This window comes from Pseudomonas sp. RA_35y_Pfl2_P32 (assembly GCF_963970735.1).
In the GTDB taxonomy this organism is placed as follows: domain Bacteria; phylum Pseudomonadota; class Gammaproteobacteria; order Pseudomonadales; family Pseudomonadaceae; genus Aquipseudomonas.
In genome coordinates, this window is the sequence record NZ_CAXAQF010000001.1 from 330,899 (window position 1) to 344,877 (window position 13,979).

19 protein-coding genes are annotated in these 13,979 nt (G+C 60.5%); 11 read left to right on the forward strand and 8 right to left on the reverse strand.

Translation table 11 applies throughout. The annotated features are described in order from the left end of the window. Positions 1–9: 9 nt before the first annotated feature. The 3 genes from AACY45_RS01580 (at position 10) to AACY45_RS01590 (ending at position 2,035) form a co-directional block, all read left to right on the forward strand. Complete coding sequence (locus AACY45_RS01580; RefSeq protein WP_339543830.1) at positions 10–615, forward strand: arylesterase; 606 nt, start codon at positions 10–12, stop codon at positions 613–615. A gap of 58 nt (positions 616–673) precedes the next feature. Further along, the gene (locus AACY45_RS01585; RefSeq protein WP_027620143.1) at positions 674–967 is read left to right on the forward strand and encodes a hypothetical protein; all 294 of its coding nucleotides are present in this window, start codon (positions 674–676) and stop codon (positions 965–967) included. A gap of 99 nt (positions 968–1,066) precedes the next feature. Continuing rightward, positions 1,067–2,035, forward strand: coding sequence for a L,D-transpeptidase family protein (locus AACY45_RS01590; protein WP_166590141.1), 969 nt, complete (start codon positions 1,067–1,069; stop codon positions 2,033–2,035). A 121-nt stretch (positions 2,036–2,156) separates the two neighbouring features. On the opposite strand, the gene oprI is transcribed toward AACY45_RS01590, so the two are convergent. Beyond that, on the reverse strand, positions 2,157–2,408 hold the full coding sequence (gene oprI / locus AACY45_RS01595; protein ID WP_003172710.1) for an outer membrane lipoprotei OprI: 252 nt from the start codon (positions 2,406–2,408) through the stop codon (positions 2,157–2,159). A gap of 634 nt (positions 2,409–3,042) precedes the next feature. Here oprI and AACY45_RS01600 point away from each other — a divergent pair. Beyond that, on the forward strand, positions 3,043–3,324 hold the full coding sequence (locus tag AACY45_RS01600) for a GNAT family N-acetyltransferase (protein ID WP_093422070.1): 282 nt from the start codon (positions 3,043–3,045) through the stop codon (positions 3,322–3,324). A 61-nt stretch (positions 3,325–3,385) separates the two neighbouring features. On the opposite strand, the gene AACY45_RS01605 is transcribed toward AACY45_RS01600, so the two are convergent. Both AACY45_RS01605 and AACY45_RS01610 read right to left on the reverse strand, forming a co-directional pair. Next, positions 3,386–4,462, reverse strand: a complete 1,077-nt coding sequence (locus AACY45_RS01605) for a 3-deoxy-7-phosphoheptulonate synthase (protein ID WP_339543831.1) — start codon at positions 4,460–4,462, stop codon at positions 3,386–3,388. 132 nt (positions 4,463–4,594) lie between these two features. Continuing rightward, positions 4,595–5,038 carry a PilZ domain-containing protein gene (locus tag AACY45_RS01610; protein ID WP_339543832.1) on the reverse strand — a complete coding sequence of 148 codons (444 nt, stop codon included), beginning with the start codon at positions 5,036–5,038 and terminating at the stop codon, positions 4,595–4,597. Between AACY45_RS01610 and AACY45_RS01615 the strand changes: the two genes are divergently transcribed. From AACY45_RS01615 to cysB, 5 genes are all read left to right on the forward strand, one after another. Continuing rightward, positions 5,037–5,423, forward strand: coding sequence for a thioredoxin family protein (locus AACY45_RS01615; protein ID WP_339543833.1), 387 nt, complete (start codon positions 5,037–5,039; stop codon positions 5,421–5,423). The genes AACY45_RS01610 and AACY45_RS01615 overlap by 2 nt on opposite strands. After that, on the forward strand, positions 5,420–6,382 hold the full coding sequence (locus AACY45_RS01620) for a putative 2-dehydropantoate 2-reductase (protein ID WP_339543834.1): 963 nt from the start codon (positions 5,420–5,422) through the stop codon (positions 6,380–6,382). The genes AACY45_RS01615 and AACY45_RS01620 overlap by 4 nt, the downstream gene beginning before the upstream one ends. Before the next feature lie 21 nt (positions 6,383–6,403). Further along, positions 6,404–7,309: a 5'-nucleotidase gene (locus AACY45_RS01625; RefSeq protein WP_339543835.1), complete on the forward strand. Its 906-nt coding sequence runs from the start codon at positions 6,404–6,406 to the stop codon at positions 7,307–7,309. Positions 7,310–7,403: 94 nt separating this feature from the next. Beyond that, positions 7,404–7,904, forward strand: coding sequence for a universal stress protein (locus tag AACY45_RS01630; protein WP_339543836.1), 501 nt, complete (start codon positions 7,404–7,406; stop codon positions 7,902–7,904). Between the two features lie 113 nt (positions 7,905–8,017). After that, the gene (cysB, locus tag AACY45_RS01635; protein ID WP_339543837.1) at positions 8,018–8,992 is read left to right on the forward strand and encodes an HTH-type transcriptional regulator CysB; all 975 of its coding nucleotides are present in this window, start codon (positions 8,018–8,020) and stop codon (positions 8,990–8,992) included. A 5-nt stretch (positions 8,993–8,997) separates the two neighbouring features. Here cysB and AACY45_RS01640 read toward each other — a convergent pair whose 3' ends face one another. Both AACY45_RS01640 and AACY45_RS01645 read right to left on the reverse strand, forming a co-directional pair. Beyond that, complete coding sequence (locus AACY45_RS01640) at positions 8,998–9,480, reverse strand: GreA/GreB family elongation factor (protein WP_339543838.1); 483 nt, start codon at positions 9,478–9,480, stop codon at positions 8,998–9,000. A 2-nt stretch (positions 9,481–9,482) separates the two neighbouring features. Continuing rightward, complete coding sequence (locus AACY45_RS01645) at positions 9,483–9,884, reverse strand: hypothetical protein (protein WP_339543839.1); 402 nt, start codon at positions 9,882–9,884, stop codon at positions 9,483–9,485. 122 nt (positions 9,885–10,006) lie between these two features. Between AACY45_RS01645 and earP the strand changes: the two genes are divergently transcribed. Continuing rightward, the gene (gene earP, locus AACY45_RS01650) at positions 10,007–11,140 is read left to right on the forward strand and encodes an elongation factor P maturation arginine rhamnosyltransferase EarP (protein WP_339543840.1); all 1,134 of its coding nucleotides are present in this window, start codon (positions 10,007–10,009) and stop codon (positions 11,138–11,140) included. A 48-nt stretch (positions 11,141–11,188) separates the two neighbouring features. Then, complete coding sequence (locus AACY45_RS01655) at positions 11,189–11,758, forward strand: elongation factor P (protein ID WP_002554550.1); 570 nt, start codon at positions 11,189–11,191, stop codon at positions 11,756–11,758. 75 nt (positions 11,759–11,833) lie between these two features. Here the strand turns inward: AACY45_RS01655 and AACY45_RS01660 are convergent, their stop codons facing one another. The 3 genes from AACY45_RS01660 to AACY45_RS01670 form a co-directional block, all read right to left on the reverse strand. Then, positions 11,834–12,253, reverse strand: coding sequence for an organic hydroperoxide resistance protein (locus AACY45_RS01660; RefSeq protein WP_339543841.1), 420 nt, complete (start codon positions 12,251–12,253; stop codon positions 11,834–11,836). Positions 12,254–12,464: 211 nt separating this feature from the next. Next, on the reverse strand, positions 12,465–12,926 hold the full coding sequence (locus AACY45_RS01665; protein ID WP_339543842.1) for a MarR family winged helix-turn-helix transcriptional regulator: 462 nt from the start codon (positions 12,924–12,926) through the stop codon (positions 12,465–12,467). Between the two features lie 69 nt (positions 12,927–12,995). Then, positions 12,996–13,952 (reverse strand): LysR family transcriptional regulator, encoded by a 957-nt coding sequence (locus AACY45_RS01670; protein WP_339543843.1) that lies wholly within the window; start codon positions 13,950–13,952, stop codon positions 12,996–12,998. Positions 13,953–13,979: the final 27 nt, after the last annotated feature.

Genomic DNA, 13,979 nt, shown 5'->3' on the forward strand with positions numbered 1-13,979 from the left:
GAGAGTCCGATGCGTGTGTGGTTTTTGAGTGCTGGCCTGGCCTTGATGTGCATGGCCCAGAACGCAGCGGCGGGTACTGTCCTGATCGTTGGCGATAGTATCAGCGCGGCTTTCGGCCTGGATACCCGGCAGGGGTGGGTATCGCTGCTGGAGCAGCGGCTCAAGGACGAAGGTTTCACCACTACGGTGGTCAACGCGTCCATCAGTGGCGACACCAGTGCCGGTGGCCAGGCGCGGCTGCCAGCGCTGCTTGCAGCCCATAAGCCGGCGCTGGTGGTGCTGGAACTGGGGGGCAATGACGGCCTGCGCGGACAGCCGCCCACGCAATTGCAACAAAATCTTGCGTCGATGATCGACCAGTCCCGGGACAGCGGGGCCAAGGTGCTGTTGCTGGGCATGCAGTTGCCGCCTAATTATGGTGTGCGCTATACCCAGGCCTTTGCCCAGGTCTACAGCAACCTGGCGACGGAAAAAAAGGTCGCGCTGGTGCCGTTTTTTCTCGACGGTGTGGGCGGCAAGCCCGAGCTGATGCAGGCCGATGGCATTCACCCGGCCGGCGCGGCACAGGGCAAGTTGCTGGAAAATGTCTGGCCAACGCTAAAACCCCTGCTTTGATGCTTTTCTAGCGGCAGGCTTTCGGCTAATGTGGCGCCCCCCTGATCTGGAGCCCCCGATGCCGCGTCCTGCCTGGTCCCTGTTTGCCTACCAACTGATCGAGCCTGACGAGCAGCTGGATCTGTTCGCCTGCCAGGAAGTCCGGGTGCATCTGGTGACGCGTCAACTGGAGTTGGGCGGCTCGGCCGACCGTACCCTGTGCGGTACGTTGCTGCCGGCGCAACCGCGCTGGTCCAGCGTGGATCGCCGGGTATTCCAGGACCAGCGCCTGTGCTCGTTGTGCCGGGCGATCCTGGAGTCGCAAAAACGCGGCACTTCGCCGATCTGGCCGGAGTTGCGTTTCGAGTTGTAACCCCGGCGCGGCGACCGTCGCCCGGTTCCCCGAATCCCTGGACGGCGGTGTACAATCGCGGTTTTACCCCCTCTGTCGATCATGCAAAGGATTTTCCGGATGTTGTCGCGCTTTCCTGCCGTCGCCCGCTGCCTGTCTCTTGCCGCCCTGTGCGTGGCCGGTCCCGTTGCAGCGTTGGAGCTGCCCTTGCCGCCGCCGGGCGAAGATATCGTCGGCCAGGTGCAAGTGATCAAGGCCAAGTACGAAGATACCTTCGCCGACCTGGGCACCACCTATGACCTGGGTTATTCGGAAATGGTCGCGGCCAACCCGGGTGTCGATCCCTGGTTGCCGGGCGCGGGCACCGAAATCATCCTGCCAACACGTTTCATCCTGCCCCCGGGGCCGCGTGAAGGCATCGTGATCAATCTGGCCGAGTATCGCCTGTACTACTTCCCTAAAGGCCGCAACGTGGTCTACACCTTCCCCCTGGGGATCGGTCGGGAAGGCTGGGGTTCGCCGATTGCCCACACCAGTATCATCGCCAAGACCCCCAACCCGACCTGGACCCCGCCCGCGTCGATCAAGGCTGAGCACGCCGCCGATGGCGACCCGTTGCCGAACGTCGTGCCGGCCGGCCCGGATAACCCGCTGGGACCTTTCAAGTTCACCCTGGGCACGCCGGGTTACCTGATCCATGGTTCGAACAAGAAGTTCGGCATTGGCATGCGGACCAGTCACGGCTGCTTCCGCATGTTCAACAACAACGTGCTGGAAATGGCCAGTATGGTGCCGGTGGGTACCTCGGTGCGCATCCTCAACGACCCTTACAAGTTCGGTATGAGCGGGGGCAAGGTGTATCTGGAGGCGCATACGCCAATCGATGACAAAGGCAACCCGTCGGTGGTCGACAAGCACACGGCGGTGATCAACGCCATGCTCAAGCGTGAAGACATCACCAGCAACATGCGCATGAACTGGGATGTGGTGCGTGACGTGGTCGCGGCCGAAGATGGCCTGCCGGTGGAAATCGCAGTGCCGGGCACTGGCACGCCGCTGGTGTCGAGCACGCCGCTCGAGCTGCAGTAAGCGCTTCACAAGACCCGCCGGGACGCCAGCCCCGGCGGGTTTTTTATGGCCTGCAGAAACTGCGGGCAATAAAAAAGCCGACCCAAAAATGGGTCGGCTTGATAACAATCCCGAAGGACTATTACTTGCGGCTAGCTTTTTCCAGCATGCGCAGAGCACGCTCGTTAGCTTCGTCAGCAGTCTGTTGTGCTTTTTGAGCAGCAGCCAGAGCTTCATCAGCTTTACGGTAAGCTTCGTCTGCACGAGCTTGGGAGCGAGCTGCTGCGTCTTCAGTAGCAGTCAGACGTGCTTCGGTTTCTTTCGATACGCTGCTGCAACCGGTAGCCAGAACTGCGGCCAGAGCCAGAGCAGAGAATTTCAGAACGTTGTTCATCGTGTTCCCCTTCAAGGACTTTCTATTAATTGGCGGTCACCTCAGAGTGAGGAAACAGCCGGCGTACATACTACCCATTACTTTTAGTAAGTAAACTGACGTAGAGCAAGAAGCAAAAAAAATTGTAGGCGCTGATTCTTTTTCGAGCAACTTTTAATCGAGCTGTATAAAAAGTGTACAGCTGCGAAGCCCGTCCTGAGCGAGCTGCTTGAAAGCCGGGGCTACCCTCATGGCTGTTACGCAGTATCAGCCTAAAGTCCTTCTATATTGATTCGTCTACACTTATGTTGAGGAATTGTGCGTCGTTTCACGTCACTTTTGCATGTTAGCGGTGACTTTAACTACCGGCGCACGTCTTAAGTCTCAATATCCGGCAATGTTCAGGTGATCGACCGCTCAAGAGCTTTGGTCGAACCCCCTCGACGTTAACCCGTGCCGAACCCCCGCCACCGACATCGTGACGAGCGCGCCTTGAGCATTTGTGCCTTTGGTGCCTACTATTTGGTACGTGCCAGGCGGCGGGGATCAGGACGGTTTTTCTCGGTGTCCGACCGGCACGGGGTGGCGTAGAGGTTCCTTCGCCGGACAAACATCGGTAAGGTAGGGGTCAGTCAAAGACCCGCGAGGAGTAGTGATGAGCGAGGCGTTGTCCATCCACCATGACCAGGCTGGTCATCAATTCGAGACCAATGTGGACGGTCATCGTGCCTACCTGACCTATATGGACCTGGGTAAGCAGACCCTGGATATCTATCGCACGTTCGTACCCAACGCGCTGCGTGGCCGTGGTATTGCCGCCGCGTTGACCGAGCAGGCGCTCGAGTACGCGGAACAGATGGGTTACACCGTTATCCCCTCGTGCTCCTACGTGGAGCGCTACATGGAGCGTCATCAGCGGCATGCCGCCAAGCTCTGAGCAGGGTTACCAATAAAAACGCCGGGCTGAGCCCGGCGTTTTTGTGTGCGCTGAATGCAGGTCAGGTGCGCTCGCGTTTAGGCAGCACATCCTTGAGCTTGGCATGCATGCTGCGCAAGGTGGTTTCGGTCGCAGACCAGTCGATGCAGGCGTCGGTGATCGACACACCGTATTGCAGCTCGGCCAGGTCCTTGGGAATCGCCTGGCAACCCCAGTTCAAATGGCTTTCGACCATCAGGCCGATGATCGACTGGTTGCCTTCCAGGATCTGGTTGGCCACGTTCTCCATCACCAGGGGTTGCAGGGCCGGATCCTTGTTGGAGTTGGCGTGGCTGCAGTCGACCATGATGTTCGGTTTGATTTTGGCCTTGTTCAGCGCCTGCTCGCACAGCGCCACACTGACCGAGTCGTAGTTCGGCTTGCCGTTGCCACCGCGCAGGACCACGTGACCGTAGGCATTGCCCTTGGTGGTGACGATCGATACGCCACCTTCTTGGTTGATCCCCAGGAACCGGTGCGGGCTGGAGACCGACTGCAGGGCGTTGATGGCAACGGTCAGGCCACCGTCGGTGCCATTCTTGAAGCCGACGGCCGAGGACAGGCCAGAGGCCATTTCCCGGTGAGTCTGGGATTCGGTGGTACGCGCGCCGATCGCCGACCAACTGATCAGGTCCTGCAGGTACTGCGGGGAGATCGGGTCAAGGGCTTCAGTCGCGGTGGGCAGGCCCATCTCGGCCAGGTCCAGCAGCAGTTGGCGACCAATGTGCAGGCCATCCTGGATCTTGAACGAGTCGTCCAGGTAGGGATCGTTGATCAGGCCTTTCCAGCCGACCGTGGTGCGTGGTTTCTCGAAATAGACCCGCATGACCAGATATAGGGTGTCGGACACTTCAGCGGCGAGGACCTTGAGGCGCTCGGCGTATTCGTGTGCGGCCTTGAGGTCGTGGATCGAGCAGGGCCCGATTACGACGAACAGGCGGTGGTCGGTGCCATCCAGGATATTGCGAATCACTTCGCGGCCCTTGGTCACGGTCTGCAGGGCAGCGTCACTCAGGGGGATATCACGCTTGAGCTGGTCAGGGGTGATCAGCGTCTCGTTGGAGGCGACGTTTAGGTCATTGATCGGTAAATCAGCCATCGTGTTACTCGTCAGGTCACGGGTGCCGGCCGCCAGCGATCCCCGCGCGGCGGAGCACAGCATGATTTAAGCGCAGCGGGGAGCCGAACCTTAGCGCGTTAGGCGGTGGCTCGACAATGGGCAGGCGCGGGTTTAATCCAGCGTGGGCGTGGCAAAAGCCTGGCGAACGGTCTCGTGGGAGTACTCGGTGGCATGTTGATCGACCCATTGCAGGGCCAGCGCCTGGACGCCTTGTGGTTCGCGCTGCTGCTCCTGCTGGCGGCAATAACGCTCGATCTGGCAGACCTGCTCGCCCATGCGCGCCTTGAACAGGGTCTGCTCGTCGATGAAAGCGATGCCCACCAGGTAACCACGCTTGCGTCGCAGGCACCAGGCCACGTAACCCAGGTAGCAGACATGTTCGCTGAGGGTCGGCATGCGCACTTCCAGTGCCGTTCCCTTGCGCCAGGCGCGGTGGTAATTGCAAGCCACGCCGCCGAGACTGATAGTGTGCAGCTCTTGCCGAGAAATACACTGGTGCTTGCGCAACGTTAACTCGACGGGCACATCGTCAGGATGAGGAATAAAACGCCCCATGAACGCGGACTCCAAGTGTCGGTCATTCGACAGTGTTTCCCCCAGTATAGTGGTCGAATGCGAGCTGACCGATTTCGACGCCGACCAACGGCTGTTGGCGATGAGTGGTGTCTCGCTGGTGATTTTCACCAGTGTCGGCTGCTCCAGTTGCCGTTGGGCACGTGTCCAGTTGCCCGCCCTCGAGCTGGCTGTCGACCGCCTGTGCTGGATCGATGCCGGCAACAACGGGGGCGCCGTGGCGCGTTATCAGGTCTTTCATTTGCCGGCGCTGTTTGTAGTGCGCGACGGTGAGTTTTTTGGCGCAGTCCAGGCGCGCCTCACCCGCACTGAACTGAACGCGGCGGTGGGGCTGGCGCTGAGTCGGGAACCAGAGGAATTGCCATGACAGTAACCGCAGAACAACCGCCGAGAATCGGCATTATCGGCACCGGGGCGATTGGTGGGTTTTACGGCGTGATGTTGGCGCGGGCCGGATTTGACGTGCATTTTCTGTTGCGCAGCGAATTCTCTGCGGTGGCTGAGTGTGGCCTGCAGTTGCACAGTGCCCCGTTCGGTGCCCTGGCCTTGAACCCGGTCCAGGCCTACAACACCGCTGAAGACATGCCGCCTTGCGACTGGCTGCTGGTAGGCGCCAAGACCACCAGCAACCGCGAGCTGGCGCCGGCGATTATCCAGGCCGCGGCAGCGGGCGCCAAGGTCCTGCTGCTGCAGAACGGCCTGGATGTCGAGGACGGCTTGCGTGAGTTGCTGCCCGATTCGCTGCACCTGCTCGGTGGCCTGTGTTTCATCTGCGTGCATCGCGCAGGCCCCGGCATCATCGAACACCAGGCGCTGGGCGCCGTGCATGTGGGTTATCACAGTGGCCCGGTGATGGCCGATGTGGCGGCACGCCAGCAGATCGTCGAGCACGGTGCTGGGCTGTTTCGTACCGCTGGTCTCGATTCCCAGGCCATGGCCAATCTTCAACAGGCGCGTTGGCAAAAATTGGTCTGGAATGTTCCTTATAACGGTTTGTCGGTGCTGCTCGGGGCGAGCACCAGCCCCTTGATGGCCGACCAACACAGTCGCGAGCTGGTGCAGGCGCTGATGGCTGAGGTGGTGCAGGGCGCACAGGCCTGTGGGCACAGCATGCCACCGGGATATGCCGAGCACCTGTTCAAGGTTACCGAGAAAATGCCCGACTACTGGCCGAGCATGTACCACGATTTCCTGCAGCAGCGGCCGCTGGAATTGGACGCTATCTACGCCCGGCCCTTGGCGGCGGCTCAGGCGGCGGGTTGCCCGATGCCGAAGATCGAAGCCCTGTATCAGGCCCTGTGTTTTATTGATGGGCGTAACCGCTGAAGTTTTAGTCCGGGGGGACACATGGCAAAAGGCATCGACGACAAACTGGTCCTGGCGATTTCCTCGCGAGCGTTGTTCGACCTCAGCGACAGCCACAAGGTCTACCTGGCCAGCGGCGTCGAAGCGTACCGGCAGTACCAGATCGAACATGAAGACGAGATCCTCGAGCCGGGCGATGCTTTTCCCCTGGTGCAGAAACTCTTGAACCTCAATGCGCACCTGGGCAAGGCTCGGGTCGAAGTGGTGCTGGTATCGCGTAACAGTGCCGACACCGGGTTGCGTGTGTTCAACTCGATCCATCACTACGGCCTGGCGATTTCCCGGGCGGCGTTTGTCGGTGGCCGCAGTCCCTATCCGTACCTCAAGGCATTTGGCTGCGACCTGTTTCTCTCCACTCACGCTGAAGATGTACGCAGTGCACTGGACGCCGGCTTCGCCGCCGCGACCATTCTGTCGGGAGGCGCCAGTCGGGCGGCCAGCGAAGAATTGCGCATCGCCTTCGATGGCGATGCGGTGCTGTTTTCCGATGAGTCGGAGCGGGTGTACCAGGCGGGTGGTCTTGCAGCCTTCCAGGCCAGTGAGCGGCAGGCCGCGCGTGAACCGCTGCGCGGGGGGCCGTTCAAGGGCTTCCTGGCCGCACTCAATGCCTTGCAGCGCGAGTTCCCCGAAGACCAGTGTCCGATCCGTACCGCCTTGGTGACGGCACGATCGGCGCCGGCCCATGAGCGGGTGATCCGCACGCTGCGCGAGTGGGATATCCGCCTCGATGAGTCACTGTTTCTCGGTGGCCTGACCAAGTCGGCATTTCTCGAAGCCTTCGCCGCCGATGTGTTTTTCGACGACCAGGCTGGCCACTGCGAACTGGCCCGCGAAGTCGTGGCCACTGGGCACGTGCCCCACGGCATCAGCAACGAACTGAAGGTTTAGGCCGTCCGTTGAGCAGCTTGCGCGGTACGTCGAACTGCGCGCAGCACTGCTAAGCTCAAGCAATCTCCGCCATTCAGGCACTCGAGGAGGTCACATGATTCATTCGATGCTGTATGCCACTGACCTCGGCCTTTACGCTCCTTTTGTGATGCAACATGCACTGGCATTGGCCCGAACGTTCAAGGCCGAGTTGTATGTGGTACACGCGGTTGAACCGATGGGTCTGTTCGCTGAATCGGTGTTGCAGAGCTACCTCGACGAACAGGCCCTCAACGAGTTTCATAGCCAGGGCCTGAGTACGGTGATGGCCAATATCGAGCAGCGGGTGCTGGACAGTTTTCGTGAAGAGTTGGGGGAGGGGCAGCAGGACCTGGAGCTCATTCAATCGGTTCGGGTGTTCCAGGGCGATCCGTCGCAGGTGATTCTCGAACAGGCGCAGAAACTCTCGGTGGATTTGTTGATCCTAGGGAGTCACAGTCATGGCAGCGGAGGGGAAACCCCCTTGGGGCGCACGGCCGCGCGGGTGTTGCAGTTGTCGCAGGTGCCGGTGTACCTGGTGCCCCTGTCACAGCGCCGGCGGCACGGGGACATTTGAGGCGAGAATGCTGGCCTTTTGATAAATAAGTTCTAGATTTATTCTTCAAACCATTAATATAGTTATATACCGTCGCTGATGCCCGTGGCGTCTATCTGCTTTGAGGGATTCATATGAAGCTTCAACAATTGCGCTACATCTGGGAAGTGGCGCACCACGACCTCAACGTTTCGGCTACTGCCCAAAGCCTGTACACCTCGCAGCCGGGCATCAGCAAGCAGATTCGCCTGCTGGAAGACGAATTGGGCGTCGAGGTTTTTGCACGCAGCGGCAAGCACCTGACCCGCGTCACGCCGGCGGGTGAGCGCATCATCACCACCGCCGGCGAAATCCTGCGCAAGGTCGAGAGCATCAAGCAGATCGCCCAGGAATTCTCCAACGAGAAGAAAGGCACCCTGTCGATTGCCACCACCCACACCCAGGCCCGTTATGCCCTGCCGCCGGTGATCAGCAATTTCATCAAGCAATATCCTGATGTCGCCCTGCACATGCACCAAGGCTCGCCGATGCAGATCGCCGAAATGGCCGCCGACGGCACCGTGGACTTCGCCATTGCCACCGAAGCCCTGGAATTGTTCGGCGACCTGGTGATGATGCCGTGCTACCGCTGGAACCGTTGTGTGGTGGTGCCCCAGGGGCACCCGCTGACCAAGCTGCCGAAGCTGAGCCTCGAAGCCCTGGCCGAATACCCGATCGTGACCTACGTCTTCGGTTTCACCGGCCGTTCGAAACTGGACGAAGCCTTCAGCCACCGTGGCCTGACGCCGAAGGTGGTGTTCACCGCCGCTGACGCCGATGTGATCAAGACCTATGTGCGCCTCGGCCTGGGCGTCGGGATCGTGGCCAAGATGGCGGTCGATACCAAGCTCGATAACGATCTGGTGGTGCTCGATGCCAGCGAGCTGTTCGAGTCCAGCGTGACCAAGATCGGTTTCCGGCGCGGTACTTTCCTGCGTGGCTTCATGTGCGACTTCATCGAGAAATTTGCCCCGCACCTGACCCGCGAAGTCATGGCCAAGGCCATCCAGTGCCACAACAAGCAGGAACTCGAAGAACTGTTCGACGGCGTTGAACTGCCGGTTCACTGAGTCCTTCAGACGACCTCGGTGACAGTGAACTGTTGCCGAGTGCCCGCCACCACGATCTCCACCTCATCGCCCTCGAACTTGCCCCGCAGGCTGTTGCCCAGTGGCGAGCGCGGGGTGATGACGGTAATCAACTGCCCCACCAGATAGACCTTCAATCCTGCCGCATCCGGCGCCAGGAACAACCACTGCTGGCGCCCTTGCTCGTCCTCCAGGCCCAGCAGACTGCCGATCTGGATGCCCTGCTGCGCGTCATACGCACCCAGGGGCATGTTCTGGCACAGCGTCAGCGCCTGGCGAATTTCCTCGACGCGCTTGGCCTGGCCCGCCGCCAGGTAGGAAGCTTCGAGCCCCAGGGTGTCGTACTTGTTCTCGGCGATGTTTTCTTCGTGGGTCGCGGTTTCATAAGCGGTCTGCGCCGCTCGCTGGGCGACGTCGAAATCGATCGCCAGCTTTTCCAGCAGCAACTGGTGTACGTTCTGTTTATTCATGATCAATTGCAGAACTGCAGCACGTTGCTGCGGCTTTTGTCACTGGGGACGGTGCGGTCTTGTTGCAACCAGAACTGGCAGGTGGGATTGGTGTGATTGCGCGGGTCGTTGCGCGCCTGATCCAGGACTTCCTGCTGCGCCTGTTGGTTGAGGAGGCTCTTGTACTGCTCAAACATCTGGTTATCCGTTGCCGGTTGCGCCGCCACCGGCTTGGCTTGGGTGGCCGGGCGCACCACGTCAGCCAAGGGGGCCAACTGTGCAGCGGGCAACAGTTTGGACAGCAGCCAGGCCGTCAGGGCGATAGCGACAAACCCCAGCCACAGACCCAGGGCAATGCTGCCGATCAATTGCAGCGGGTTGAGGGTGATGGACACTGTGCGGCGAGTGGGTGGGCGGTACGGCATCGTTGCCTCCTGGCGGGGCAAATGGGCAAGCGTGGATTGTCGCATGAAGATTAATCGCCGTCGGCCCTTCTGCGCGCAACGATTTATGCGGACAATCGACGTCTTTGCCCACGGAGCCCGGCATGAAAGTCGACTGGGATATTTTCTGTACGGTCGTCGACAACTACGGCGACATCGGCGTGACCTGGCGCCTGGCCCGCCAACTGGTGGCCGAGCATCCCTGCACGGTGCGCTTGTGGGTCGATGACCTGCGGGCGTTCGAGCGCCTGTGCCCGGAACTCGATGTCGGCGCGAGCCAACAATGGCAGCAAGGGGTGGACGTGCGTCACTGGCCGGCGGACTGGCAAGCGACGGGCGCCGCCGACGTGGTGGTCGCCGCCTTCGCCTGTCAATTGCCGCATGCCTACATGGAGGCGATGGCGGCTCGCGAGCAGACTCCACTGTGGATGAACCTCGACTATTTGAGCGCCGAAGACTGGATCGTCGGCTGTCACGGCCTGCCGTCGGTGAAGTTCCAGCATGTGCAGAAGTACTTTTTTTTCCCAGGGTTCCAGCCGGGCACGGGAGGGTTGCTGCGCGAACGCGAGTTGCTGGCACGGCGCGAGCGGTTTCAAGCCAACCCGCTGGCGCAGCGTGAGTTCCTGCAAGGCCTGGGAGTGGAGCGCACTGAGGGGGCACGCCTGATCTCCCTGTTTGCCTACGAGAATACCGGGCTGGCCGATTGGCTGGACGTCATGGCGAACGCGTCTCAGGCCACTCATCTGCTGGTGCCAGAGGGGCGAATCCTCGGGGATGTGGCGCGCTGGTTGGGGCTGCAGGAACTGTCAGTCGGGGCGGTACAGCAACGGGGAGCCTTGACCGTGCAGGTGTTGCCGTTCGTCCGCCAGGACCAGTACGACCTGCTGCTGTGGTGCTGTGACTTCAACGCGGTGCGTGGCGAAGACTCGTTCGTCCGTGCGCAATGGGCCGCTCGTCCGATGCTGTGGCATATCTACCAGCAGGAGGAAGAGGCCCACCTGGACAAGCTTGACGCCTTTTTGACCCTGTATACCAAAGCCCTGTCACCCGCGGCACGCGCGGCGCTAGAGGGGTTGTGGCGAGCCTGGAATAGCGGTGAGGGGATGGCTCCTGCCTGGATCAGCGCCCAGGAGCACTGGCCTGAACTACAAAATCACGCCCGCGCCTGGTGTCTGGAACAGTCGTTACAGGCCGATCTTGCCTCAGCGCTGGTGCAGTTTTACCTAAATTGGATATGATACGCGGCCTAGATTTTTGTAAATCCCATCCAAATTCGGATATTCGCAATGAAAACTGGTAAAGAACTGAAACCCGGTACGGTGATCCGTCTCGAAAACGACCCTTGGCTGGTTCAGAAAGCTGAATTCACCAAGTCCGGTCGTAACAGCGCGATCATGAAGACCAAGCTGAAAAACCTGCTGACCGGTTACAAGACCGAGATCGTTTACAGCGCCGACGACAAACTGGACGACGTGATCCTCGACCGCAAAGAAGCGACCCTGTCCTTCATCAGCGGCGACACCTACACGTTCATGGACACCACTGACTACACCATGTACGAGCTGAACGCCGAAGACATCGAAAGCGTTCTGCCATTCGTTGAAGAAGGCATGACCGACGTCTGCGAAGCCGTGTTCTTCGAAGACCGTCTGGTGTCCGTAGAGCTGCCGACCACTATCGTGCGTCAGGTTGACTACACCGAAGGTTCCGCTCGCGGTGACACTTCCGGCAAGGTGATGAAGCCTGCCAAACTGAAGAATGGTACCGAGCTGTCGGTTGCTGACTTCATCGAAATCGGCGACATGATCGAGATCGATACCCGCGAAGGCGGTTCTTACAAAGGCCGTGCTAAATAAGCGCAGTCCTTGTAGGCAAAAAAAGCCCGACCTTGTGTCGGGCTTTTTTCTGCGCGTCTGGAAAGTACCAGGCACTCAGACGGTGACGTGCAGGCGTACATCGACATTGCCACGGGTGGCGTTGGAGTAAGGGCAAACCTGGTGCGCGGCGTCCACCAGCGCTTGTGCCTGCGGGTGTTCCAGGCCAGGCAGACTGATATGCAGGTCGATGTCCAGGCCAAAACCGCCGGGGATCTGGCCGATGCCGACGTGGGCGGTGATCGAGGCGTCATCGGGGATTTTGCGCTGGCTCTGGCTGGCGACGAATTTCAGCGCACCGATGAAGCAGGCCGAATAACCAGCGGCGAACAGTTGTTCAGGGTTGGTCGCTGCACCGCCAGCACCGCCCAGTGCTTTGGGGGTGGCGAGTTTGACGTCGAGGATGTTGTCGTTGGAGACGGCGCGGCCATCACGGCCACCGGTGGCGGTTGCGACTGCGGTGTAGAGCGTTTGCATGGAAGGGACCTCGCTGGATGTGATTTGCGCTAAATGTTTGCGCGCCAAGTAACTGCGAAATAAATTTATCGCGTTAATATTTTGCGCGCAAGATATAAAGCAAAACTACATGGCCCGTTCGTCTGTACGCCGCTCCACCTGCCAGCCCAGATCCTGTAGGAGCAAGGCTTGCCTGCGAAGGCTATCCAACAAGCGACACGGGACAGGCCAGCTACAAACTGTCCTGCAAATGGCGGCGCAGATTCTGCAAGTCTTCCTGCAGCTTGCGCATTTGCGCCAGGGTCTGGCCGCTGGCGCCGAGGATGCACGGTGGGACTTCCCGGGCCTTCTGTCGAAGGGCGCGGCCTTGCTCGGTCAGTTCGACAATCACCACTCGCTCGTCCTCGCGGCTGCGAGTGCGGCTGAGCAATCCTTCGGCCTCCAGGCGCTTGAGCAATGGCGTCAGGGAGCCGGGGTCGGTGAGCAGGCGGGCGCTGATCTCGCCGACAGTCAGCCCGTCCTGTTCCCACAGCACCATCATTGCCAGGTATTGCGGGTACGTCAGCCCCAAGGCTTGCAGCAAGGGTTTGTAGACTTTGGTCATCAGCAACGAAGTGGAATGCAGGGCAAAGCACAGTTGGTTGTCCAGCAGCAGGTTGTCGCAGTTGTCCGGAGTGGCGCTTTGGCGGGTCATGTCTGAACCTTGATCGATGATGGTCATGAATCTAGCGGGCGAGTCTTTAATGCGCCAGATAATTTTCGGCTAGAGCCTGCTGAAGTCGCGCTGCAAGGCCAGGTCCCACGGCGGGATCGGGCTGAAACGGCTCTTGAGGTATTCCAGCAATAGACGTGTGCGGGAGTTGGCTTGCTGCTCCAGGCGCAGGGCATAGATGCCGGTGTTCTCCGACTTGGGCAAGCCGCTGTCGCAGAACAGCGGCAGCAATTCGCCACGCAGCAGGTATTCGCTGCACAGCCAGGTCGGCAGGTGCGCAATGCCCAGGCCGGCGAGGGCGCCGTAGAGCAGCGCTTCGGCATTGTTGGCGCTCAGGCGGATGCGCTGCGGACGATGCAAGTGCAGTTGGCCGTCCTGCTCGAAGCGCCAGGCGAAGGGCGGTGCCAGGCCATCCCAGTCGAGTCCGTCGTGGCTGCTCAATGCCTCGGGATGCTTGGGAACGCCGCGCCGCTTGAGGTAGGCGGGGCTGGCGCAGGCAATGCGCACCATGCTCGCCAGGGGGGTGGCCACCATGCGGGTATCGGCCATTTGCCCGGCGCGCAGCACCAGGTCGACCTTGCCCAGGTTCAAGCCCTGCATGTCGACGAAGCTGTCGATCAAGTGCAATTGCACGTCAAGCCCCGGATAGACTTGTAGAAAGTCGGCAATCACCGGTGCCAGGTGGCGCCGCCCAAAGGCTGCAGGCGCATCGACTCGAATCAGGCCCTCTGGCGCGCTGCTCAAGGAAGCCGCCTCGGCCCGGGCCAGGCGCAATTCACTGACTATCCGCCGGGCCCGCTCGGCAAACGCCAGGCCCGCGGGTGTGGCGCGAACGGCATGGGTGGTGCGCACGAACAGCTGGCTGCCCAAGGCATGCTCCAGGCTGTCGATGCGCCTGGCGACAGCCGAGGGCGTCAGTGGATGGCGGCGGGCCGCCGCGGAAAAACTGCCGGTTTCCACGACGTCGAGGAAAAGCCCCAGTTGGTCGGTGAGCGCGTTGGGATTCATGAGGATCTACTTATGCAGATTTGGCAC